Source organism: Burkholderia sp. Bp8992 (genome assembly GCF_003853705.1).
GTDB lineage: Bacteria > Pseudomonadota > Gammaproteobacteria > Burkholderiales > Burkholderiaceae > Burkholderia.
The window spans coordinates 280,330-306,092 of sequence record NZ_QTQI01000001.1; the positions used below are offsets into that span (position 1 = coordinate 280,330).

10 protein-coding genes and 1 pseudogene are annotated in these 25,763 nt (G+C 67.6%); 9 read left to right on the top strand and 2 right to left on the bottom strand.

The window, feature by feature from the left end:
• Positions 1-291: 291 nt before the first annotated feature.
• Positions 292-666: pseudogene (locus DIE03_RS38615) on the bottom strand (LysR substrate-binding domain-containing protein); the annotation flags it as partial.
• A gap of 169 nt (positions 667-835) precedes the next feature.
• Here DIE03_RS38615 and DIE03_RS01315 point away from each other — a divergent pair.
• The gene (locus DIE03_RS01315; RefSeq protein WP_124446704.1) at positions 836-1,981 is read left to right on the top strand and encodes a metallophosphoesterase; all 1,146 of its coding nucleotides are present in this window, start codon (positions 836-838) and stop codon (positions 1,979-1,981) included.
• A gap of 298 nt (positions 1,982-2,279) precedes the next feature.
• On the opposite strand, the gene DIE03_RS01320 is transcribed toward DIE03_RS01315, so the two are convergent.
• Positions 2,280-2,867: a malonic semialdehyde reductase gene (locus DIE03_RS01320; RefSeq protein ID WP_124446706.1), complete on the bottom strand. Its 588-nt coding sequence runs from the start codon at positions 2,865-2,867 to the stop codon at positions 2,280-2,282.
• Positions 2,868-3,104: 237 nt separating this feature from the next.
• On the opposite strand from DIE03_RS01320, the gene DIE03_RS01325 reads away from it, so the two are divergent.
• The 8 genes from DIE03_RS01325 to DIE03_RS01360 all read left to right on the top strand — a co-directional run bounded on the left by DIE03_RS01325 (position 3,105) and on the right by DIE03_RS01360 (position 25,521).
• On the top strand, positions 3,105-3,701 hold the full coding sequence (locus DIE03_RS01325) for an alpha-ketoglutarate-dependent dioxygenase AlkB (protein ID WP_124446708.1): 597 nt from the start codon (positions 3,105-3,107) through the stop codon (positions 3,699-3,701).
• A gap of 303 nt (positions 3,702-4,004) precedes the next feature.
• The gene (locus DIE03_RS01330; protein WP_124446710.1) at positions 4,005-4,211 is read left to right on the top strand and encodes a hypothetical protein; all 207 of its coding nucleotides are present in this window, start codon (positions 4,005-4,007) and stop codon (positions 4,209-4,211) included.
• Between the two features lie 331 nt (positions 4,212-4,542).
• Complete coding sequence (gene gspI / locus DIE03_RS01335; protein ID WP_124446712.1) at positions 4,543-4,974, top strand: type II secretion system minor pseudopilin GspI; 432 nt, start codon at positions 4,543-4,545, stop codon at positions 4,972-4,974.
• Positions 4,958-5,626 (top strand): type II secretion system protein J, encoded by a 669-nt coding sequence (locus tag DIE03_RS01340; RefSeq protein ID WP_124446714.1) that lies wholly within the window; start codon positions 4,958-4,960, stop codon positions 5,624-5,626. The genes gspI and DIE03_RS01340 overlap by 17 nt, the downstream gene beginning before the upstream one ends.
• A 178-nt stretch (positions 5,627-5,804) precedes the next feature.
• Positions 5,805-8,027, top strand: coding sequence for a tetratricopeptide repeat protein (locus DIE03_RS01345; protein WP_124446716.1), 2,223 nt, complete (start codon positions 5,805-5,807; stop codon positions 8,025-8,027).
• 42 nt (positions 8,028-8,069) lie between these two features.
• Positions 8,070-10,313: a tetratricopeptide repeat protein gene (locus DIE03_RS01350; RefSeq protein ID WP_124446718.1), complete on the top strand. Its 2,244-nt coding sequence runs from the start codon at positions 8,070-8,072 to the stop codon at positions 10,311-10,313.
• Entirely contained in the window at positions 10,310-12,577 is a 2,268-nt protein-coding gene (locus DIE03_RS01355) for a tetratricopeptide repeat protein (protein ID WP_124446720.1), read from the top strand. Before DIE03_RS01350 ends, DIE03_RS01355 begins: the two co-directional genes overlap by 4 nt.
• 185 nt (positions 12,578-12,762) lie before the next feature.
• Positions 12,763-25,521 (top strand): filamentous haemagglutinin family protein, encoded by a 12,759-nt coding sequence (locus tag DIE03_RS01360; protein WP_124446722.1) that lies wholly within the window; start codon positions 12,763-12,765, stop codon positions 25,519-25,521.
• Positions 25,522-25,763: the final 242 nt, after the last annotated feature.

Genomic DNA, 25,763 nt, shown 5'->3' on the forward strand with positions numbered 1-25,763 from the left:
ACGGAGCCGATCATAAATCAGCGCGATATGGATCGCCAGCCATCCGGCATGCATACGCGGCACGGGCCGTGGCCGGTCGCGGGCGCACCGGCGATCGTGCCGGCTCGTCCGGTCGCGCGTTTCCGCGGCAACGGTCCGATCGCCGCGATTCTGCCAGCGCACGCTCGCGCAGGGTTGCTGGCAGACTGTAAAGAATCGTCAGACTAACGAGGAATGGCGGCATTTGCCGTGCCGGCGTAGCGGAATCGGCGCACACGCGGGCGATTGCATCTCGAATGCGTGCGAATCCGGTCAGTCGGGCTGGCTGCGGGCAGCCCCGACGAGCGGGTCGACGAGATCGCGCGCGAAGCGCGGCAGTGCATCGAGATCGGCGACGCAGAGCTGCAGCTCGCGTTCGGCCCAGTCGTCCTCGAGCGCGACGACGCGCAGCGCCATCGTCTTCGCATGGCGGCGTGCGGTGCCTTCGGGCAGCGCGCCGACACCGACGTTCGCCTCGATCATCCGGCAGGCTGCCTCGAAGCTGTTGACCTGGATGCGCCGGCGCAGCGTGCGCTGCACGTCGGCGGCCGCGCGCTTCAGGAAATTGTGGATCGCGCTCGCTTCGGACAGGCCGATGAAATCATGGTCGAGCGTCGCGGCGAACGGCGTCGAGGCCTGGCCGGCGAGCGAAGCCGCACGGCGCTCCACCGGCGGCCGCGACCGGTCGTCATGGCCGGGATCTGTGTACCATCGTGCGTAGGGTGCGACGTGCGGCACGCGGGGCATCACGATCCCGTGCGGCGCGCGGCGCGCGGCGCGGAAGCGGTATCGGTATCGCAACGAAGGTGAGCGTTCCATGCGAAGTTTCTTTGTCCGGTTCATTGCAATCGGCGTGCTGTTCCATCTGTACGTCGGGATGCGGATCATTCCCGATGCGTTCGCGTCGCCGGTCGCGCGCACGATCGCGGCGCTCGTGCTGGCGAGTTTCGTCGTGCTGATTCCGGTCGGCATGTTCTCGCGCCGCTTCGACGAAGGCTGGGCCGCGACGCTGGTCGGCTGGGCCGGCGCGCTCGCGATGGGTTTCTTTTCGTCGCTGCTGGTGCTGACGTTCCTGCGCGATTGCTTGCTGCTCGGCGTGGTCGCGTGGCGACATCTCGGGCACGACGGCGCGTGGAGCGGCGCCGCGGCCGACACGGCGCTCGGCGTGCTGGTGGCCGCGGTGCTCGTCACGGCGATCGGGTTCGTCGGAGCGCGCCGCACGGCGGCGGTCAAGCGCGTGTCGATTCCGGTCGCGGGGCTGCCGGCGGCGCTCGACGGGCTGTCGATCGTGCAGCTGTCCGACATCCACGTCGGGCCGACGATCAAGCGGCCGTATATCGAACGGATCGTGCGCGCGGTCAATGCGCTCGACGCCGATCTGGTGGTCGTGACGGGCGACGTGGTGGACGGCTCGGTCAAGCGCCTGCGCGACCACACGACGCCGCTCGGCCGGATGCGGTCGCGGCACGGCAGCTTCCTCGTGACCGGCAACCATGAGTACTACGCGGGCGCACATGCGTGGATCGACGAATTCCGCCGCATCGGGCTGACGGTGCTGCTGAACGAGCACGTGCTGATCGAGCACGACGGCGCACGCGCGGTGCTCGCGGGCGTGACCGATTTCACGGCCGGCGGGTTCGATCCCGCGCATCGCAGCGACCCCGCGCAGGCGCTGGCGGGTGCGCCGCGCGATGTCGCCACGAAGATCCTGCTCGCGCACCAGCCGCGCAGCGCGGAAGCGGCGAACCGCGCGGGTTACACCGTGCAGCTGTCGGGCCACACGCACGGCGGGCAGTTCCTGCCGTGGCCGCCGTTCGTGCGGATGCAGCAGCCGGTGATCGGCGGGCTGAACCGCTTCGGCGACATGTGGCTCTATACGAGCCGCGGCACCGGATACTGGGGGCCGCCGAACCGCTTCGGCGTGCCGTCTGAAATCACGCTGATCCGGTTGACGCGAGGTTAGGGCCTGTTCCCGCTAATAACGGGCTTGCGCTGACCCCCAGAAGGGCCGAGCGCAAGGATTGCGACGAAGCGAATACTCGACGTATTCGTGAGGAGCATGACGCGGCGATCGGCCCTTCTGGGGGCCAGCCCTACGAATGAATTTTTCCAAACAGGGGAACGTGCCTTGCCGGCCGCATTGCGGCGTCGCGCGTCGCTTGTCTGGCTCGGCCAAACGGCGCTCCTTGCTTCTTGCACTGCGGCCGGCAAGGCACGTTCGCAAGCCCGTTATTAGCGTGAACAGGCCCTACCGGCAACGATTACTCGATGCGAGCGATATCGTCGAAATCGAAGCGCGGGCTGCGCGGGAACAGGCCGGCCGGATCGCCGTAGCCGAGGTTCACGAGGAAGTTGCTCTTGACCGTGGTGCCCGCGAAGAATTCGGCATCGACCTTCGCGCCGTCGAAGCCCGACATCGGGCCCGCGTCGAGACCGAGCGCGCGGGCGGCCAGGATCAGGTATGCGCCCTGCAGCGACGCGTTGCGGAACGTGGTGGCCTGGATCAGCGCATCGTTGCCGGCGAACCAGCTGCGCGCGTCGGCATGCGGGAACAGGCGCGGCAGGTGCTCGTAGAACGCGTAATCCATCCCGACGATCACGGTGACGGGCGCGGCCATCGTCTTCGCGAGGTTGCCTTCGGACAGCGCGGGTTTCAGGCGCGCCTTCGCTTCGGGCGACTTGACGAACAAGAAGCGCGCGGGGCTCGAGTTCGCCGACGTCGGGCCGAATTTCGTCAGGTCGATCAGCCGGTGCAGCAACGCGTCGTCGACGGGTTTGTCCTGCCATGCGTTGTGCGTGCGGGCGGAGAGAAACAGTTGGTCGAGGGCGGAATCGGAGAGCGTCGTCATGATGGGATCCGGGAAGAAAGCGGCCGGGGCGCGCCGGCCGGCGTGGCGGAGAAAAGCGGCGCCCCTCGGCAGGGCGTGCCGCGGCACGCCGCGATGATAGCGTGATGCGCGAACGCGCATCGCGGTGCGCGGCGGTTTCCTTTCAGCGGTGAATGAAAGCGCATGGCGGTGCAGGACGCCGTTGGCTAGTATGCAGACATGTACCCATCACGCCATTCCTCGCCCGTTCGTTCCGACATGTCGACACTCGATCTCTTCGCCGATACGCCCGTGCCCGACGTGGACTGGTACCCGGACTGGCTTGCACGACCCGATGCCGACCGCACGCTCGCCGCGCTGATCGGCGAGGTCGCGTGGCGGCAGGACACGATCCGCACGCCGCGCGGCCGCATTCCGTTGCCGAGGCTCACCGCGTGGCAGGGCGAGCCGGATGCCGTCTACGTGTACTCGGGAATCCGCAACGTGCCCGCGCCGTGGACGCCGGCCGTGCTCGACCTGAAGCAGGCGGTCGAGACGACCTGCGGCGCGCGCTTCAACAGCGTGCTGCTCAATCGCTACCGCAACGGGCTCGACAGCCTCGGCTGGCATGCGGACAACGAGCCGGAACTCGGTGACGAACCGGTGATCGCGTCGGTGAGCCTCGGTGCGATGCGCGTATTCGACCTGCGCCATCGCACGACCGGCGTCACGCATGCGTACCGCCTCGTGCACGGCAGCCTGCTCGTGATGCGCGGGCGCACGCAGGTCGAATGGCAGCATCGCGTGCCGAAGGCGCCGGGCGTGCAGGGCGAACGCGTCAACCTGACGTTCCGGCGCGTGATGTCCGCCGGATAGATCGCGCCCCGTTTCCGCGATCCACGAATGGCCGATGCAAGCAATCGGTCGCGTATGCGGCACGTTGCCGCACGAATGCGTCACCGTGCCGCCTGGTAGCGCCCGGAAGCCTGTCCCGTATGGGTTTCAGTCAATCTCGATCGACCGGACGGTTCCGATAGATGAGTGAAACCTCTGATGGTGCGTCGCAACAATTATTGATTAGACTGTCGAATAGCAGAAACGCGTCGGCACCCCGGCGCGACCCTTTCGACATGCCCGGAGTGTTGCCGATACGGCGCGCAAGGGGCAGGAGCAAAACGCGTGACCGTACTCGACCCTTCCTTCGAACCCTCGCTGCACGTCTTCGAACAAGACGGCGGATGGCAATGGGCGCTGACGGTGAAGCGGGCGACCGGCGTCGGCGTGAAAGTCGTAGCGTTCAGCCGGGAAGGCTTTCGCGGCGAGGCCGAGGCGGTCGCCGCCGGCCAGCTTGCCCGCGCCGAATACGACGCCGCCGTGACGGCCTGACACCGCCGCGGCGATCCCGCCCGAGGATCGCCTTCGCCGTTTGCCGTTCACCTTTCGCCGTCCGTTGCCGGACGGTTCTTTCCCGATTCCTTTCCGTTTTCAGCTTTTTGGCCGCCGGCCGCCGCGATGCGCGCAGCGCGCGACTCCGCCTGCGCGGCACCGGCACGCCCGTCCGCCCGCGCTTGTCGCGCCGAATGGTCCGTACCATTCGACACGTGCGTGCCATACGTCGCGCTTAACGTCCGTGCACGGCGTCCGTCGCGCCGGCGACGCGGCCTGCGCCGCGGTTTGACCGCCGGACGCCGACCCATCGACAAGAATGATGCAGGTCATGTGCGACGACAGAACCGACTACCACCGCCAGGCGCGCCGCGGATTGCGCACGGCGCATGCGCCGCAACGGGGATTCACGCTGATCGAGGTGCTGATCGCGCTGGCGATCGTGGCCGTGGCGCTGGGCGCCGTGATGCGCGCGATCGGCGCGCTCGCGTCGGATACCGACATGGCGCGCATGCGGCTGCTCGCGCTATGGAGTGCCGACAATGCGCTCGGCGAAATCCGCATCGCGTCGACCTGGCCGTCCGTCGGCACGAACACGTTCGCGTGCCCGCAGGGCCGCTACCGGTTCGTGTGCCGCCAGTCGGTGGCCGCGCTGCCGAGCCCGCTCGTGCGGCGCGTGACGGTGAGCGTGTATCCGTCCGCGGCGAGCCGCAACGTGCTCGCCGAAGTCGTCACGGTGATCCAGAATGAAGCGCGCCAGTGAACCGCGCGCGGCGGCGCGTGCGCCGCAACGGGGCTTCACGCTGATCGAGATGCTGGTCGCGATCGCGCTGCTCGCCGTGATCGCGTTGCTGTCGTGGCGCGGCCTCGATGCGACGATGCGCGGTCGCGACGATATCGCGTCGAATCTGGCGCAAACGCGTCTGCTCGGCCGCTATTTCTCCCAGTTGCAGTTCGACCTGACCAACCTCGTGACGGCCGACGAAGTGTTCGGGCCGCCGCTGCGCATTCGCCCGAACGAACTCGTGATGGTGCGCCATCTCGGCGTCGGCGGCGGGCCGGCGCAGATGCAGGTCGTGCGCTACCAGCTCAAGGGGCGCGAGCTCGTGCGCAGCGCGTCGCAGCCGCTCGCGTCGCTGGCCGACGTGGAGGACGCGCTGCAGCACATGGACGCGTTCGCGCGCGTGGTGGTCAGCAACGATGCGCGGACGATGCAGCTTTCCGTGTGGATTCCGCCGGGCGGATGGACGACGAGCCAGGCCGTCATCGAGCAGAGCTATGCGCAGTTTCTCGCGCAGCACGGCGTCAGCAATCTCACGTCGCTCGGCATGCCGCTGCCGCGCGGCGTGCGCTTCGCGGTCACGATGGGCGCGCCGGCAGTCGAGTACGTGCGGACGATCCCGATCGGCCAGTGACGGCGGCACGGGTTGTTCGACGCGCGGAACGTGTTCCGTCCCCCGGACAAAATGGTCCGTAACTTTCGTCATACATCTGTTATTGCCCGTCCGTTAGTCTCGTGGCGAGCATGACCGCCGCGACCGGTTCCATCGAGCCGTGTCAGCGGCGGCATCGGCAAACGGGAAGGGGGCGAACGTGACGGTCGAGCACCGGCATGATGCACACGCGGGCGCGTCGGGACTCGACGCGCGCGGGCAACGGCAATCGGCGGCGATCCTGAGCCGCGCACAAAACTGGCACGGTGCAGGACGGTTCGACGACGCGGCGCGCGAATATCTCGCCGTGCTCGAGCAGGAACCGGACAATCCCCAGGCATTGCACCTGTACGGCGTGCTGCAGTTCCAGCGGGGCGCGGCCGACGATGCCGAAGCGTTGTTGCGCCGGTCGATCGCGATCGCACCCGGCACGCGCGTCCTGTCGGATCTCGGCGCGATCGCCGGCGAGCGCGGCCGCATTGGCGAGGCGCTCGAGCATTTCGCGGCCGCGCTGCGTACGACACCCGACGACGTGCAGACGCTCGTGCGCCGCGGCAACACGCTGCTCGGATTGCGTCGTTACGACGATGCACTGGCGTCGTTCGACCGCGCGCTCGCGGTGTCGCCGCTGGTACTCGATGCGCTCTGCAATCGCGGCAGCGCGCTGCGTGCGCTGCGCCGCTTCGACGATGCGCTCGATACCTACGATCGCGCGCTGATGGTCGACCCGCGTTCGTTCGAATCGTGGTTCAACCGCGGCCTCGTGCTGCGCGAACTGCAGCGGCCGGCCGATGCGCTGCAGTGCTTCGAGCGCGCCAGCGCGATCCGTCCCGGCATGGCCGCGATCATGGCCGAGCGCGGCCGCACGCTGATCGATCTCGATCGGCCGGGCGAGGCGCTCGACGCGTTCAACGAAGCGATCGCGGCCGATCCGGCGCGGCTCGACGTGCTCTACAACAGCGCGGTCGCGCTCGAACGGCTCGGCCGCGCGGACGAAGCGCTGGCCCGCTGCGAGCGCGTGCTGGCGTTCGATCCGGATCATGTCCGCGCCCATGCGAGTCGCGGCAACGCGCTGCTGCAGCTCAAGCGCCACGACGAAGCCCTGGCCGCCTATGCGCGCGCGCTGGCGCTCGATCCGCACTCGACGGAGACGTTGTGCAACCGCGGTACCGCGTTGCGTTACCTGAAGCGCTTCGACGAAGCACTGGCCAGCTACGACGCCGCGCTTGCGCGCGACGCACGGTTCGCCGAGGCCTGGACCAACCGCAGCAACGTATTGCAGGACCTGCATCGCTACGACGAAGCGATGGCGTCGCTCGACCGTGCGCTCGCGCTGCGTCCCGATCACGCGACGAACTGGCTCAACCGCGGCAACCTGCATTTCGAAACGGCGCGCACGGACGACGCGCTCGCCGCGTACGACCGCGCGATCGCACTGCATCCCGACTATGCCGAAGCGCATTTCGCGCGCGCGTCGCTGTATCTGATCGAAGGCGATTTCGCGCGCGGCTGGCCCGAGTACGAATGGCGGCTGCGCGATGCGCAGCTTGCGCGGCACTACCGGCCGTTCACGCAGCCGGCGTGGCAGGGCGACACGCCGCTCGACGGCCGGACGGTGCTGATTCATGCGGAACAAGGGTTCGGCGACACGCTGCAGTTCTGCCGTTATGTGCCGCTGGTGGCCGCGCGCGGTGCGCGGGTCGTGTTCGAGGTGCAGCCGCCGCTGCGCGCGCTGATGGCGTCGCTGCCCGGTGCGGTCGACGTGATCGCGCGCGGCGAGCCGCTGCCGGCGTTCGACTGCCAGGCGCCGCTGCTGAGCCTGCCGCATGCGTTTCGCACCGACGAAGCCACCATTCCGCAAGCCGGCGCCTATCTGCATGCCGACCCGCAGCGCACGCGCGAGTGGGAAGCGCTGCTCGGCGAGCGGCGCCGGCCGCGGATCGGGATCGCGTGGGCCGGCAATCCGGAGCATCGCAACGATCACAACCGGTCGATCGATTTCGCGCGGCTCGCGCCGCTGTTCGATCTCGACGTCGACTGGATCAGCCTGCAAAAACCCGTGCGCGAACGCGACGCCGTGCTGCTCACGCAGGCGCCGGTGCTTCGCGTCGACGACGAACTTGGCGACTTCGCGGACACGGCCGCGCTGATCGGCGCGCTGGATCTCGTGATCGCGGTCGATTCCGCGGTCGCGCACCTGGCGGGCGCGCTGGGCCGCGCGGTCTGGGTGCTGCTGCCAGATCCGGCGGAGTGGCGCTGGATGCGGACCCGCGGCGACAGCCCGTGGTACCCGTCCGCGCGGCTGTTCCGGCAGGCGGCGCCGGGCGACTGGAAGAGCGCGATCGACGCGGTGCGTGCCGCGCTCGCGCCGATGGCACGTTAGACACGACACGCGACACGAACAGCGACCAGTGGGGGCCACACGATGACACCGAACGGGGAAGGGACGACACTCGCGAGCGCGCCGGTCGCGCCGGATCGCCGTCCGCCCGACACCGCGCAACTCGAACGGCTGCTCCTGCGCGCGCGCAAGGCACACCACGACGGCGCGCTGCAGCATGCGGAACACGCGTATACCGAATTGCTGACGCTCGATCCCGAGCATCCGGAGGCGCTGCACCTGCTCGGCGCGGTGCGATTCCAGCAAGGGCGCCTCGACGATGCCGAGCCGCTGATGCGGCGCTCGATCGAGCGCCGGCCGGTGCCGCTCGCGCTCGCGAATTATGCGGCGGTGCTGACGGGGCTCGGGCGCGAGCACGACGCGCTCACGCGGCTCGACGAAGCACTCGCGATCAATCCGGTCCATCAGCGCGTGCTGTTCCAGCGCGCGGGCCTGCTCGCGCAACTCGCGCGGTACGACGATGCGTGCGCGGTCTACGATCGGCTGCTCGAATTGACGCCCGGTTTTGCCGACGGCTATGTGAAGCGCAGCGACATGCTGCGCGCGCTCGGCCGTCACGACGACGCGCTCGCCGATTGCGACCGGTCGATCGCGCTGGCCGGGCGTTCGTTCGACGCGATGCGCGCGCGTGGCCTCGCGCTGCGCGAACTCGGCCGCTTTCGCGAGGCGGTCGACAGTTACGGCTACGCGCTCGCACAGAAACCGGGCAGCATCGATGTGCTGTTCCTGCGCGGCGTCGCGTATCTCGACCTGAGCGATCCGGAACGCGCGCTGGCGGATTTCAATGCGGCGATCGCGGCGAGCCCGACCTTCGTCGATGCGATCTTCAACAGCTCGATCGCGCTCGAACAGCTCGGCCGGCACGACGAGGCGCTCGTGCGCTGCGACCGCGTGCTCGCGATCGATCCGCGCCACGCGCGGGCGCTCGCGAACCGCGGCAATGCGGCCAGCCACCTGGAGCGCTATCGCGACGCGGTCGACAGCTATGCGCGCGCGCTCGACGTGGAACCGCGCAGCCCCGGCGTGCTGTGCAACTACGCGAGCGCGCTGATGCGCGTCGAGCGTCACGACGATGCGCGCGACATGTGCGACCGCGCGCTGGCGCTCGACGCCGGCTACGTGCCCGCCTGGTTCACGCGCGGCCGCGTGCAGCTCGAGACGCACCGCTACGCGGCCGCGCTCGACGACTTCGCGCGCGTGATCGACGCGACGCCACACGACAAGCTCGCGCACTTTCACAAGGGCAATGCGTTGCGCGCGTTGCGGCACCACGATGCCGCGCGGCAGGCGTATGCGGATGCGATCGATATCGATCCCGACTACGTGCTCGCGCACTGCATGCGCGCGTTCCTGTGTTTGTCGATCGGCGATTTCGAAGCCGGCTGGGCCGAGTACGAATGGCGCTGGCGCGACACGCAGCTCGATGCGAGCCGGCGCACGTTCGCGCAGCCGCGCTGGACGCACGGGATGCCGCTCGACGGCAAGACGATCCTGCTGTACCCGGAACAGGGGCTCGGCGACACGCTGCAGTTCTGCCGCTATGTCCCGCTCGTGAAAGCGCTCGGCGCGCGCATCGTGCTCGAAGCGCCGGTCGAACTGAAGACGCTGTTCGCGACGCTCGACGGCGTCGATACGCTCGTCGCGCGCGGCGAGCCGCTGCCGCCGTTCGACCTGCATTGCCCGCTGCTGAGCCTGCCGCTCGAATTCCGCACGGACCTGGCGTCGATTCCCGCCGGCGTGCCGTATCTCGCGGCCGACCCCGTACGTGTCGCGCAATGGCGCGAACGGCTTGGCGCCGCGACGCGGCCGCGTATCGGCCTCGTGTGGTCCGGCAACCCGCTGCACCTGAACGACCGCAACCGCTCGATGACGCTCGCGGATCTGCTGCCGCTGTTCGACGACCGTTACGAGTGGATCAGCCTGCAGAAGGTGGTCCGCGACGAGGACCGTCCGGTGCTCGACGCGAGCGCGGTGCGCTTCGTCGGCGACGACCTTGCCGACTTCGCCGATACGGCGGCGCTGACTGCGCTGATGGACGGCATCGTCAGCGTCGATACGTCCGTCGCGCACCTTGCCGGCGCGCTCGGCCGGCCGCTTGCGCTGATGATTCCCCATACGCCCGATTTCCGCTGGCTGCTCGAACGCGACGACAGCCCGTGGTATCCGTCGGCGCGGCTGTTCCGCCAGCCCGAGGGCGGGCAGTGGGCGCCCGTCGTCGAGCGGATCGCGGCCGGGTTGCCAATGCTCGTCGGCGGAGGCGCGCAATGAGTGCGCGCCGCGCGGCTGCGCCGCTGGCGGGCGCCGTACCGGGCGCTGCGGCCGTGCCGCTGCAAGCGGTGCTCGCCGATGCGCTGCGCCAGGCGCGCACGCGTCTCGAACAGCGCGACTTCGCCGGGGCCGGACGGCTCTACGAAGGCGTGCTGGCGATGGCGCCCGATCATGTCGAGGCGCTGCACCTGCTGGGCCTCGTGCACCTGCAGCTCGGCGATCCCGCACGGGCCGAGCCGCTGATCGCGCGCTCGATGACGCTCGGATTGACCCAGCCGTGGAATCTGGCGAACCACGCGGCGGCACTGACCGGTGTCGGCCGTCATCGCGACGCACTCGCGCTCGCCGATCGCGCACTCGCGGCCGATCCGGACCATGCGCCGTCGCATGCGGCGCGCGGCGATGCGCTGCTTGCGCTCGGGCAATACGACGCGGCGTTGGCCACTTACGATCGGGCGCTCGTGCGCGAACCGGCGCATGCAATGGCGTGGCGCAAGCGCGGCGAGACGTTGCGCCGGCTCGAGCGGCCCGCTGACGCGCTGATCAGCATCGAGCGCGCGTTGCGGATCGACCCGAACGATGCGACCGCGAACATCGAGCGCGGGCATGCGCTGCGCGCGCTCGGCCATCGCGAGCAGGCGCTGCACAGCTATCAGCTCGCGATGGTCGTGCGCGGCAAGACGCCGGAGCTCGTCTACGCGTGCGGCGTCGTGATGACCGAACTGGGTCGCCCGGCCGACGCGCTCGCGTGTCTCGACGAAGGGCTCGCACGTCTGCCGAAGGACGAGCAGTTGCTGTACGCGAGTTGCGTTGCGCTGGATTTGCTACATGCCCGCGACGAATTGCTGAAGCGCTGCGACCGGCTGCTCGCGCTGAATCGCGGCAACGTCGCCGCGTGGGTCGGGCGCGGCAACGCGCTGCTCGGGCTCGAACGTCACGCGGAAGCCGCGCAGGCGTATGCCGAAGCGCTGGCACGCAATCCCGGCGATATCGACGCGCGCCGCAATCGCGCGGCTGCGCTGCGCGCGCTCGGCCGGTTCGACGACGCGCTCGCCGATTACGACGCGGCGCTGGCGCTGACGGGCCCGCACGCGGAACTGCATTACAACCGCGCGCTCGCGCTGCAGCAGCTCGGCCGCTACGACGACGCGCTCGCGAGCCACGCGGCGGCGGCGGCCGCGCCGGCGGACACGGCGCAGGCTTTGTTCACGCGTGCGCTTGCACGCCAGCACCTCGGCGCCGACGACGCGGCGCTGACCGATTACGCCGACGCATGCCGGCGCGATCCGAATCATGGCGCCGCGCGCCGCTCGGAGGCGTTCTGCCGGCTGCTGACGGGCGATTTCGACGCGGGCTGGCGGCAGCACGAGGCGCGCTGGGAGGCGGCCGACGTGATGCTGCACCGGCGTCATGCGGACCGGCCGCGATGGACCGGCGACGAACCGCTCGCGGGTCGCACGCTGCTGCTGCATGCGGAGCAGGGTTATGGCGACACGCTGCAGTTCTGCCGCTACGCGAACCTGGCGCACGACGCGGGCGCGACCGTGATCGTCGAGGCGCCGGCCGCGCTCGGCGAGCTGCTCGGCACGCTGCGCGGCGTGAGCCGCGTCGTCACCGAAGGGCAGCCTATGCCGGCGTTCGACCTGCACTGTCCGCTGATGAGCCTGCCGTACGCGTTCCGCACGACGCTCGATACGGTGCCGGCCGACGTACCGTACTTGCGCGCCGATGTGTCGCGGCGTGCCGCGTGGGCACGGCGCATCGACGCGATCGCGCCGCCGGGCCGGTTGCGCGTCGGGCTCGCGTGGTCCGGCAACCCGCGCCACTCGAACGACGAGAACCGCTCGATACCGTTCGCCATGCTCGCACCGCTCGTCGCGAGCGACGCGCTCGACGCGACGTTCGTGAGCCTGCAGTCGCAGGTTCGCGCGCGCGATGCCGACGCGTTCGCCGCGAGCGGCGTGCTGTCGTTCGCGGACGCGTTGCACGACTTCTCCGAAACGGCGGCGCTGGTCGACACGCTGGATCTCGTGATCAGCGTCGACACGTCGGTCGCGCATCTGGCCGGCGCGCTCGGGCGGCCGGTCTGGGTGCTGCTGCCGCGCGTGCCGGACTGGCGCTGGCTGCTCGAACGCGACGACAGCCCGTGGTATCCGGCCGCGACGCTGTTCCGGCAGACGCGGCCGGGAGACTGGCCGGCGGTCATCGGCCGCGTGGTCGACGCGCTCGGCAAGGCACGCCGCGACCGCCCCGCGGCGGCGTGACCGGCCTTCCATGACAAAAGCTACGGACCTTTTCACGGCGGCCGGAATGGTCCGTAACAGTCGCCACGTCGCTGCCATTCGCGCTTCGTATGGTCTTCGGATTCCAGCGGCCCGTTTCGGGCGCAACGACATGTGCGGTGCCGGACCGGCGCCGCGCGCAAATTCCTAGCATCGGGGTGGCAAGAATGGCAGCACGCGCACGTACGGAACGGCAACTTCGCGCAACGGCCTCGCGGTCGGTCCTGAAATCGGAGCTGAGCCCGCTTTACCGGGCGGTCGTGCTGATGCTCGCGGCGGGCGTGTCGGCGCATGCGCACGGGGCCGGCATCATGAACCTCGGGCAGGTCGCACGTGTGTCCGGTGGCGGCGCGGGCGGCGCCGCCGGCATGCCGGGCGTGCCGAATCTCGGCGTGTCGCCGCAGCAGGCGCTGCAGGCGAGCCAGCCGTCGATCCGCAACCTCGGCTATGCCGCGCACGCGATCGCCGCGCAGATCGCCGCGCAGCAGAATGCGGCGGCGGCCGCGGCGAAGCTGCCGTCGACCGTGCCGAACGGGCTGGCGCCGGGCGGGCTGCAGGTGGCGGCGGGCGCGTCGGGCGATACGAACAATCCGGTGCTGTGGTTCAACGCGAATGCGCCGACGCAGAACACCGACGCGAGCGGCCACGTGAACGTCGACGTGAAGCAGACCGGGCAGAACGCGGTGCTGACGTGGGAGACGATGAACGTCGGCCGGCAGACCACGCTGAACTTCGACCAGTCGGGCGGCACGCAGACGAACGGCGCGAACAACTGGGCCGTGCTGAACCGGATCAACGATCCGAGCGGACGGCCGAGCCAGATTCTCGGAAACATCACGGCGCAGGGCGCGGTGTATGTAATCAACCGGAACGGCGTGCTGTTCGGCGCCGGGTCGCAGGTGAACGTGCATTCGCTGGTGGCGTCGTCGCTCGACGTGCTGAACATGAACAATTACAACCAGACCCTGGTCAACAAGGTCCCGGTTGTGACGGACAGCAGCCTCGCGCAGGATGCCGCCGGGATCGTCGCGAGCAACAAGCAGTTCCTGAGCCTGCCGGCCGGGACGACGGGCGGGCTCGCGTATGCGGAGTCGGGCAGTTCGGCCGGGGTGAACGGCAACAGCCGGGTTCCGAACGAGGTGCTCGGCCTGGGCAACCAGGTCAATCTCACGTCTGCCGGCCAGTATCAGCCGTGGGGTGATGTCACCATCGAGCAAGGCGCATCGATCACCACGCACGCGAACGGCAATGTGAGCGATGGCGGCTTCGTGATGATCGCGGCGCCGAACGTGACCAACGCGGGACATATCAAGGCGACGGATGGGCAGGTGGTGCTGGCGGCAGGTGTCGGCGTAAGCCTGCGACCCAACAGCGGCGCCACGACGAATCCGCAGGTGCTGCTCCCAGAGCTGAGCGGCAAGATCACGCTGCTCGGCTCGAACGGCCAAATGACCGACATCACGCCGGCCGGCACGCTGACCAATACCGGCATCGTGGAGGCCGCGCGAGGCAACGTGAACCTGCTCGGCAGCCGCGTCGCGCAGAACGGGGTGGTGGGCGTGACGACGAGCGTCAACTCGCCCGGCGCGATCACGATTTCCACGGTCGACGAATATCAGTCGAACAATCCGAACGGAGTGGCCTATCTCGGGCAGGGGCTTCAGACGACGGACAGCACCGGTGGCGCTAATGACACGCACCGCGCCGGCCTGCTGAGCTTCGGCCCCGATTCGGTGACGACGGTGATGCCGGACGGCAATGGCCAGACGACGCCGTCGACGCCCGGCGCGACCTTCACGCCGGGCGGCATCGGCATGACGGCCGGCTCGGTATGGTTCCAGGGCGGCTCGCTGATCGAGGCACCCGGTTCGAAGGTATCGGTCGGGGCGCTCGCGCCGTCGGCATCGGGCGCCCAGGCGCCGGCCGGCCAGACCGCCGTGCCGGGCCGGATCTATGTCGACAGCGGCGCGACGATCGACGTGTCGGGTCTCGCGAACGTCGAGGTGCCGATCGCGCAGACGCTCGTGACGGTCGACCGCATCGGCCAGAACGAACTCGCCGATTCGCCGCTGCTGCGCAACGGGTTTCTGTTCGGCTACAAGAATCTCGTGTTCGACAGCACGCTGACGGGCACGCGCAGCGACGGCGTGTCGTGGGTCGGCAGCCCGATCCTGAACCTGTCGGGCTATGTGAACCTGATTCCGCGCACCGTCGACCAACTGCTGACCAACGGCGGTTCGATCATGTTGTCGGGCAACGAGGTGATGACCGCGACCGGTTCGTCGATGAACCTGAACGGCGGCTACGTGCACGTCGATGGCGGGATCGTCAACACGACGCGGCTGGTCGATGCCAACGGCGCCATCGTGCCGATCGACAAGGCGAGCCCGTACGACACCTACGTCGGCGTCGCGGGCCAGTTCACCGAATCTCACCCACGCTGGGGCGTGACGAAGTCCTGGTACAACCCGCTGCAGACGGCGGGCACGTATCAGGGCGACTACATCGTCGGCGGCAACGCGGGCACGCTCGATATTTATGGGCTGCAGTCCACAGTGCTCGACGGCGACATCAGCGCGCAGGCATTCGGCGGCGCGAAACAGATGCAGGGCAACAGCCTGCCGAGCGGCGGGACGTTCAACCTCGGCGCCGATCCGAAACTCGACGGCGCCGCGCTGGTGCACCTGACGTCGAACAACAACGAGGTTGCGTCGGGCACCGCGGGCCTGGTCGTGCTGCAGGACAAGGCGCCGCAGCTTGCCGACATCGCGCCGGGTTTCTCGATCGATACGCCGCTCGACCAGACGGCGCTGCAGGCGCTGCCCGCGACCGATCCGCGCAATGTGCTCACGACCACCGTGGTGCCGGTCGCGACGTTGAACAACGGCGGCTTCGCGAACCTGAACGTGACCGAGGACAAGGCGGGCGGCAAGGGCGTCGTGGTGCCGCAAGGCACGCAGCTGAACCTGCAGCCAGGCGGCTCCATCACCATCAATAGCCCGGTGGCCGGTACCGACGTCAACGTGGCCGGCCGCCTGTCCGTGCCGTCGGGGGTGATTTCGATCACGAGCGGCGGCAACGTGATCGTCGGCCCGCAGGGCGTGATCAGTGCCGCGGGGCAGTGGGTAAACAACGACGTGCAGGCGGCGCCCGGTACGACGCCGGGCAACAGCCAGTTCATCAACGGCGGCAGCATCACGCTCTCCGCGCTGCTCGGATCGAACGTCATCGGCGGCGGGCTGGTGGGCGACACCTCGGGTTCGGTGCTGCTGCAGCCCGGCAGCGTACTGGACGTATCGAGCGGCGGCGAGATGCTGTCCAACGGCCAACTGCTGATGCAGAACGGCGTGCCTGCCGGACGCGGCGGAAATGTGACGTTGCAGGCGTATTCCGCGACGCCGCTGAAACAGTTTGGCGGGTCGGACGGCGCGCCGACCTTGCCCAGCGTACAGCCGACGGCCGGCACGATCGCACTGGGCGGCACGATCCTGAGCGAAGGGTTTTCGGGCGGCGGCACGCTGACGCTGCAGGCGCTCGGATTCCGGATCGGCGGCGCTGAAGCCGCCGCGTCGCCCTGGGACGTCTATCTTCCGGAAACCTTCTTTGCACGGCAGGGCTTCGGCAAGTATGTGCTGAATGCGTTCTACGACACGACGGTCGCGCCCGGCGCGTCGGTTGCCGTCACGCAATTGAATCGTATTCCGGACATGTTTGCACTTCAGCAGGCGGCCACGGGTGCAAACCTGGCGGCGGGCGGCCTGACCACGATCGGGCAGCTCGATGCGTATCACCGGCAGGCAACGGGTCTCGTCCTGACGGCCGGCAACGATACGTCGTGGCGGCAGGGCCAGCTTGCCACCACGCCGTCGTATCCGGGCGTCACCGGCGCAGTCACGCTGTCGGAAGGCGCATCGATTCACGCGGATGCCGGCGCGAGCATCGGCCTTGGGTCGCCGGCGCAGGTTACCGTGCTCGGCTCCATCGTCGCGCCGGGCGGGTCGATCACGCTGAGCGCGGACGGGAACGGCACGAACGCGCTGGCCGGGCAGTTCAGCACCGGTTTCATGAGCGCGAGCCAGTCGGTCTGGCTCGGCGCGGATGCTTCGCTCGACGTATCGGGCACGGCAGTGGCCAATCCGCTTGCGGCGCCGGTCAAGATCGGCGCGACGGCGGTCGTGCCGAACACGGGCAAGGTGCTCGCGGGCGGCTCGGTCACGATGTCGAGCGATACGGGTTACGTGGTCGCGCAGTCGGGTTCGAAGATCGACGTATCCGGCACGTCGGCGACATTCGACCAGTTGCAGCCCAATGGCACATACGCGTCGCAGCCGGTGTGGAGCGACGCCGGCTCGATCACGCTGTCGGCGGCGAACGGGTTGTTCGTGGATGCGACGCTGGCCGGGCGTCCGGGCGCCGTGCAGGCACGGGGCGGCACGCTGACGATCCTGCCGCGCCAGGCGGACCCGCATAGCAACGGTTCGACCGCCACCGCGCTCGTGGTGCGGCAAGACGGTACATTCGTGCCCGCGGGCCTGATGCCCGGGCAGAGTTTCTCGTCGGCGATCGATTCGACCACCGGCTTGCCGATCGGGCAGTCGAGCGGCGTCCTTCAGTTCGCGGCGGACCGGCTCGACGGGTCCGGCATCGCCAATCTGGTATTGGGCAGCGGCATACCGCCCAACGGTGCGCCATCAATACCGATCCTGTTTGCCGGCAACGTCACGCTGTCGTTGCCGGAATCCGTGACGTTGAACACGGGGCGCGTCGCCGCCATCGGCATGGGGCAACTGTCGTCGCTGCTATCAACGCCGGCGCGCAAGGCCGACGGGACGCTCGCGGCCGCCGTCGACGGCTTGCTCGCGCAACCGCAGCCTTCACTGGGCACGACGGTCGAGATCGATGCGCCGTACGTCGCGTTGTCGGGGCCGCCCATCCAGTCGCTGTCGAAGCAGTTCAAGCCGGTCGCGGCACTGTCCGATGCGACGCTGAACGTGAACGCATCCTTTATCGACCTGAAGAACCAGGCCCAGCTCAACAATTTCGCTCATGCGAACTTCACGAGCAGCGGCGATATACGCCTGAGCTCGACGAACGCGGGTGGGTCCGCAACTGGCACCGCGCCGGGGATGCTTTATACGCCGGGCAACCTGACGTTCAACGCGGCGGATCTGTATCCGTCGACCGGTAGCACGTTCGTCGTCGCCGCGGTCGGTCCGACCGATTCGGCCACGGGCAAACCGGTGCCGACGACGGTCACGTTCGCGTCGAACGGCGTGTCGGGCACGCCGTTGTCGGCGGGTGGCGCGCTGCTCGTGGACGCGACGAACATCGTGCAGGGCGGCACGGTGCGCGCGCCGTCCGGCACGATCGTGTTCGGCGTGGGCGATCCGTCGAATGCGGCGACGCAGGCCCAGTTTGCCGGGTTGCCGCTCGTCGCGACGGATACGGTGAAGCTCGTGAACGGCAGCGTGACGTCGGTTTCGAACGGCGGCTTGGTCATTCCGTACGGCGCGACGATCGACGGAGTCGAGTGGCAGTTCAATCCGCTTGCCGGCAACACGACGTCCGACCTGACCGCGCCGCCCGCGAAATACGTGGGCGTGAACGGCAGCAATGTCGCGCTCGACAAGGGCGCGACGATTGACCTGTCCGGCGGCGGCGACCTGCAGGCTATCGAGTGGGTGCCCGGCACTGGCGGCACGCGCGACGTGCTGTCGCAATACAACGTGAGCTATGCAAGCGGCAAGGGAGCGACGGCCATACCGATCAATGTCGGAGCCGGGAACGTCTATGCGATCGTGCCGGGCAAGCAGTCACCGGTCGCGGCGTATGACCCGACCCTCGCGCAGACGATACAACCGTCCACCAATGACAACGGCACGGCAACGACCGCGACGGCGACGATGGGCGTCGGGCGGGCGAGCCTGACCGACCCGGTCGGCAAGGCCGTGTATCTGTCGGGCGTGCCGGGGCTGGCGCCCGGCTACTACACGCTGCTGCCGGGCAAGTACGCGACGCTGCCGGGCGCGTATCGCGTCACGGTGTCGAACACGGCCGGCAATCTCGTGCCGGGCGCGAGCCAGGTGCTGCAGGACGGCACGGTCGTGACGGCCGGCTATTTCGCCGACGCGTTGACCGGCAGCCGAAGCGCGACGCCGACGCTGTTCAACGTGCAGTCGAACAATGTGTGGCAGCAGTACTCGCAATACACGCTGACGGGCGCGAACGCGTATTTCACGAAACTCGCCGCGACGAAGGGCAACGTGACGCCGCCGTTGCCGGTGGACGGCGGCCAACTGGTGCTGGCGGCGACGAAGGCGCTGTCGCTCGGCGCGACGCTGAATGCGGCCGCCGGTGCGGGCGGCGCGCCGGCCCAGGTCGACATCGCGTCGCAGGACATCCAGATCACCGGTAACGGCAGCGCGGCGCTGCCCGGCTATCTGCAGATCGGCAGCGACGCGCTCGATTCGCTGAATGCGGGCAGCCTGTTGATCGGCGGCACGCGCGCGGCGACGACGAGCGGCGTCACGATCACGCCGATCGCGAACAGCGTCGTCGTGTCCAACGACGGAAGCACGACGCTGAAGGGTCCCGAGATCCTGCTCGTCACGAAGACCGACGGCAGCGGCACCGATCCGAACGCGGCAAACGGGCTGCGCGTCGATGCCAGTGCGTCGATCGCCGCGCAGGGCGATTACCCGGCAGCCAAGGATCAGCCGATCGCGATCGCCGGCGACGGTGCGTTGCTGCGCGTGTCGAACGGCGCGATGGCGCCGCTGTCGCGCACTGGCGGCACGGGCAAGGGATTGATGACGGTCGGCGCGGGCGCGACGCTCGCGGGCGGACAGGCGCTGCTGCTCGATTCGTCCGGCGACCTGAAGGTCGATCCGTCCGCCGTGCTGTCGGCCAAGGCGATCACGGCGGACGGCTCTGCGATCACGTTCACCAACGCGAGCGGCGCGTCGGCGGCGAGCCTGCCGGGCTTCGTCGTCGATCCGGCCGGCCTCGCGCAGTTCGCGAACGCGCAGCAGGTCACGCTGCGCAGCTACGGCGCGATCGGTTTCGTCGGCGACGTGAACGCGACGTTCGGCAACAGCGTCGATCTGAGTGCGGGCAGGTTCACGAGCGATGGCGGCCACGTCACGCTGAATGCGCAGCAGGTTGCGTTCACGAACGAGATGGGCGCCGCGCCCGGCACGACGACGGCCGGAAACGGCACGCTGACGGTCAATGCGAAGGAAATCGACTTCGGCACGGGCACGAAGGCGGCCAGCGGCTTCGGCTCGGCGGTGATGAACGCGACGGCCGGCATCGTCGGCCAGGGTACCGGCACGTTCGACTTCGGCGCATTGCCGGTCACGCTCAATGCGCCGGTCTACCTTGCCGATACGAGCTCGGCCGCCACCGTGAAGACGACAGGCGCGCTGACGTTGAACGGCGCGTCGGGCAAGGCATTGAAGCGCGACGCGGTCGGCGGCGCATGGGCCTTCACCGGCGGCACCGTCGTCGACAACGGTGCGACGATCAGCGCGCCGGCCGGCAACGTGACGCTCGAGGCGACGACCGGCAACCTGACGATCGGCGGCGGATCGACGGTCAGCGCGGCAGGCGTGTCGAAACAGTTCTTCGACGTGACGCGCTACGCGCCGGCCGGTTCGATTGCGTTGACGGCCGATGCGGGCACGGTCGACGTGCAGGCGGGCTCGACGCTCGATTTCTCCGGCGCCAGCGGCGGTGGCGCGGCAGGCAGTCTTTCGCTGTCGGCGCCGCAACAGGTCGTGAACCTGAACGGCACGATCAAGGGCGGCGCGGCGAGCGGTTATGCGGGCGGGGCGTTCTCGCTGAATACCGGTGGTGCTGCGGACCTCGATGCGCTGTCGAAGACGCTGGCATCGAGCGGCGTGAACCAGGCGATCACCGTCCACACGAAGACGGGCAACCTGACGCTGTCGCCGGGTAACACGCTGACCGCGCACTCGGTGCTGCTGACGGCCGACGGCGGTTCGGGAAGCTCGGCCGATACGGCGAACGGCAACGTGAACGTGCTCGGGACGATCGACGCGTCCGGCAAGGCAGGCGGTGAGATCGACCTGTACGGCCGCAACGGCGTGGACATCGAAGGTTCGCTGCTGGCACGCGGCTCCGATCCGAACCAGCGCGGCGGCAAGGTCAACATCGGCACGACCGCATTGTTCGATCCGACGATCGTCGACGCGAACGGCAACTCGGTCGCGTACAACGCAACCTATGGTTACGAGAACATCCTGCGTGCGAACGCGGGCGCCATTACGCTCGGCGCGAATGCGCTGATCGATGTGTCGGGCGGGACTGCCGGCGGTTTGTCGGGCGGCACGGTGAATTTCCGTGCGCCGCTACTGGCCGACAACGGCGTGAAGGTCAACCTGCCGGATACGTTCAACGACGGCAAGGGCATCGTCGGCTCGCGCGCGACGACGCTCGAGGCGTATGCGGTATGGAGCACGACGGACGCGACGACCGGCGCGCAGCACTTCGACGGCGTCATCGACCCGGCGGGGTGGTATGACAAGAGCGGGCATCTGCTGGCCGGCACGTTCACTGCACAAGGGACGTCCGGCACGCCGGCGACGTTCTCGTTCGCGCCGGACGGTTCGGGCGGCGGCACGCTGACGAATCAGACGACGGGCGTATCGTCGACTGTCACGCAGGTGCAGCTTCAAGGCGGCGATAAGGACATGGGTTTCGGCGGGTTGAACAACATGTACTTCGCGCCCGTGAGCGGCGGCACGAATACGGATCACCAGACTTTCTACGGATATCAGAACGGCGATGCATCGACGGCGGCGCCGGGAACGCTAATGGGGTTTGTGCAGCACGGGCTCGATACGCTGGTCGATCCGTTTGCTGGCAAGAACATCGCGAACGCACGCATCGTGCCGGGGATCGAGCTCGACAACCCGAGTTCGGCGATCAACGGCGGCGATATTCAGGTGCTGACGAACTGGAACCTCGGCGCGGGTACATCGCCGACGAATCTCGCGTTCCGGTTCGATGGGCAAGCGCCGGTCGTGACGCTGCGCGCCGAGAACAACGTGAAGGTGAAGGCGAGCCTGTCGGACGGATTCTTCCAGATCGCGAATCCGCTGGGCGGCGGGGGGACGATTCCGGTGCCGCCGTTGTCGACGTTGGCTGCGGCGCAGACGATTTATGGCGCGTCGGCGGGGCATTACGGGTACGCACTTTCGTTTTGGACGAGCTATGGCCTGGCGTCCGGTCCCGGGCAACCGATCGGAGGTGCGCCAGACGAAATTGCCGAATACTATGCACTTTATACGGCGTACGCGAATTTCCTGGACCAGACCGCCACGAGCCTTTCGTCGGCGCTGGGACCAGGCTGGTCGCCGAACGACACCAACGTCGAGATTATCTATGGGATTCGGGCCTCCAACTCCAGCACGATGCTGCCCGGTCAGCCGACGGCTCCGGTTGCGCCGACCGTGGCCGAGCAGGCGTCGAATCCTGGATCCTATCTGATCTATCTGAATCAGTATCAGAAGTATCTGTCCGATTCTGTACAGTTTGTGGTTCAGCATCAGCAATGGCCGCTGGTAACCAGCGTCGATGCACCAAAGGTTCAGCCTGTATCTGTCATTGCAACAACGACGATCAGCGTGCCGGCAGTGACGGACAATACGCCATCTCCGACGTCGGTTGCGACCGTTCCAATTCCGCTTGTGTCTGCTTCGCTGACGGGCGGCCCGAGCAGTTCCTTCCGCGTAGTGGCAGGGGCGGATCTGAACAGCACGAATCCGCTGGCGCTTCAGGCGCGGACTGCAGGAAGCGGATCGAACGACAAGAGCGTGACTTTCGACGGGCATACGACGTTCGTCGACAGCAATGGTCTGGCAATTCTGGCGCCGACGATGATACGCACCGGTACCGGTTCGATCGATATCGCGGCAGGCAATGACATCGCGCTATTCGACAGCAGTTCGATTCAGCCGAACAGTCCTGACATAACCGTTCCCGGTGTGATTTACACAGGCGGCGCGCCTGCGACGGGGGCGCCGGCCGGCACGGGTCTTTCGATCATTCATGGCTTGAACAACAATCCGGATATTCTGGTCACGTCCGCCGTCAATCCGGACTCGGCCGGCGATATCACGATTCATGCGCAGGGCGATATCAAGGGCGCGGAGTATCTGACCGACGTGAATGGGACGGTGACCGGGCGGCAAGGCGCCAACATCAGCCCGTTCTGGTGGCAGTGGATGCAGATCGGCAATCCGACCGGGATGGTAGGGGCGACCAATCCCGTGTCGCAGACCGTACAGACGTCGATCAACTTCGGCGCATTCGATCAAGGCGTGTTGAGCGCGGGTGGCAACGTGTCCGTGTCGGCTGGCGGGAATATTTCCGACCTTTCGGTGTCGCTGCCGACCACGTGGTATTTGACCGGCGCCAATACCGACAATCCCACGGTCAATACGGTTGGCGGCGGCAACCTGTCGGTGCGAGCCGGAGGGGACATTCTGAGCGGCGGCTATTTCGTCGCAAAGGGAACCGGAACGATCACGGCGGGCGGGAAGATCGGGGCGGACATTGCGGTGCCTTCGTCAGTCGACGGCCAGCCTGCCGTCACGATGGATACGCTGCTGGCGACACAGGATGGCGTGCTCGACGTAAGCGCGCGACAAGGCGTCAGCATCGGGCGCGTGTTCGATCCGTCGTATGTGCAGAGCATTGCGCTGTTGAACGCATATAGGCAGCAGGCCGACATGCAGGGCTATTCGTCGACGTCCGCCGTTAATATTGTGTCGACGACGGGTGATGTCGCGATCGGCACGCTGTCGAACATCAGCCTGATCGGCGGTGGTTCGACCGAATCCCAGGCACCGGGGCGCGGCGACTTTTCGTCTGTCCTGCCGGCATCGATGAACGTGACTGCATTGACTGGCGGCATCGCGCTGGCGGCCAGCGGCGTGCTCTATCCGTCTGCATCAGGCGATCTGAGTCTGATCGCTGATCAATCGGTCACTCTGTCGAGTGTCAACGGAATGGGTTGGGACGGACGTGCGGTGTTCGGCATGTTCGACATCGACCCGTCCGCGATGCCGTCGCCGTCGCGACCAAATGTCATCGTTGCCAATCCTACGGATCCGTCTGCGGCGGCGCACAATTCCACAGGGTTGCATGGTGACGACACGGTACCGGCGCGGATCTACAGTCTGAATGGCGATATCGTCGATGGTGCTCTGCAGGCAGCCGATGTTAACGCCGGTTTCTACGGAAATCTAGTGCCCGTCGCGATAGACAAGCCCGCTTTGGTTCAGGCAGGGCGTGACATCGTGAACCTGTCGCTTTTCGGGCAAAACCTGCGCAAGTCCGATGTGACGCGGATCGTCGCAGGGCAAGATATCTACGATACGCCGCTCATACATAACGTCGACGCAGTTATACCAGTGCTGGCGCTGGGTGGCCCTGGGACATTTGATATCCAGGCTGGTCGAAACATCGGCCCGCTGACTAGTCAGCTGGATGTCTCGTCCGCCCTGACGAGCCCGGCCGGAAAGACCACTGGCATCAACGCGATCGGCAACGCAAACAACCCATACTTGCCTCACGAGAGCGCTAGCGTCAATGTGTTGTTCGGTGTCGGGCCGGGCATCGATACCGCGACGTTTGTCTCGTCATATATCGATCCGGCAAGATCCGTATCCGGCGTGTCCAGCGCGACGCCCGCGCTCGTTACGTTCATGGAGCAATACGAGGCGGGGCTTTCGGTCGACACGGGGTTGGTCAACGATCAGCCGGCGATCAAGCCGTTGAGCGCGGACGAAGCGTGGTCGAAATTCAAGGCGCTGCCGCAGTATGTCCAGCAGCTCTTTGCCGAGCAGGTGCTGTTCAAGGTTCTGACCAGCGTCGGCGAGGATTACAACAATCCCGCCAGTCCGTACTATCAGAAATACGCACGCGGCTACGAGGCGCTCAATACAATGTTCCCGGCTTCGCTCGGCTACACGGCCAACAATCTCGGCGGCGGCAGCAACGGTGCGAACAAGCTGACCGACACGGGCGATCTGGACATTCGCAGTACGACCATCCAGACCCAGCAGGGCGGCAACGTATCGATCCTTGGCCCGGGCGGCCAGGCGCTGATCGGGAGTACATCCGCACCGCCTCAGATCGTCGACAGTGCGACCGGCAAGACGATCGCCGGGCCCGGAATGATGGGTGTCCTCACGCTCGAGAAGGGTGACATCAACATCTTTACGGATCGCAGCGTGCTGCTCGCCCAGAGCCGGATCTTCACCGAGCAGGGCGGCGACATGACGATCTGGAGTTCGAACGGCGACATCAATGCGGGCAAGGGTGCGAAGTCGTCGGCCGACACACCGGCGCCGCAATACGTGTGCGACGCGAACCACTATTGCACGGTCGACGCGCGCGGGCAGGTTACGGGCGCGGGCATTGCAACGTTGCAAAGCGTGCCAGGCGTGCCGATCGGTACGATCAACCTGATCGCGCCTCGTGGCACGGTCGATGCGGGCGATGCGGGGATTCGTGCGGGCAACTTGAACGTCGCTGCGCTGCGCGTGGTGAATGCCGACAACATTCAGGTGACCGGTAAGGCGACCGGCATCCCGCTCGTGCAGGCGGTGAATACCGGTGCGTTGACGGCCGCGAGTGCTGCTGCATCGGCCGCCACTCAGGTGGCGCAGGATATCGCGAAGAACAATGCGTCAGGCGGTGCGGTGCGGCGCTGGACGATCTCGGTGCAGGTCGAAGGCTTCGGCGATGCGGGCGGCGACGGTACGAAGAAGCACAAGCAGCAGGTCGGCTACGATTCGTCGAACGCGGTGTCGATTCTTGGGTTCGGTCAACCCGGAGCCACGCAACGGGCCACGTTGACATCCGAGGAGCGGAACCGATTGGGCAAGATCTAATAGAGCGAAATGTGCGCGACGCGGGTTGCCGGTAACATCTCGGCGCTCGCGTTTTTTATGCGGGCGCTGCATGCATGGTTCGAACAGGTGAGGATGGGCGTCTCCCGCGACCCGGATCCCTGCGGTTCGATGAAAGGAACGATCTGAGTTGATAGCTCCTTTGCACGGACTCATTACACGTCGCGGGGCGATCCGACACTCTCCGAGTGCAGTGAAATTAGCCGGGCAGGTACAGACCTGCC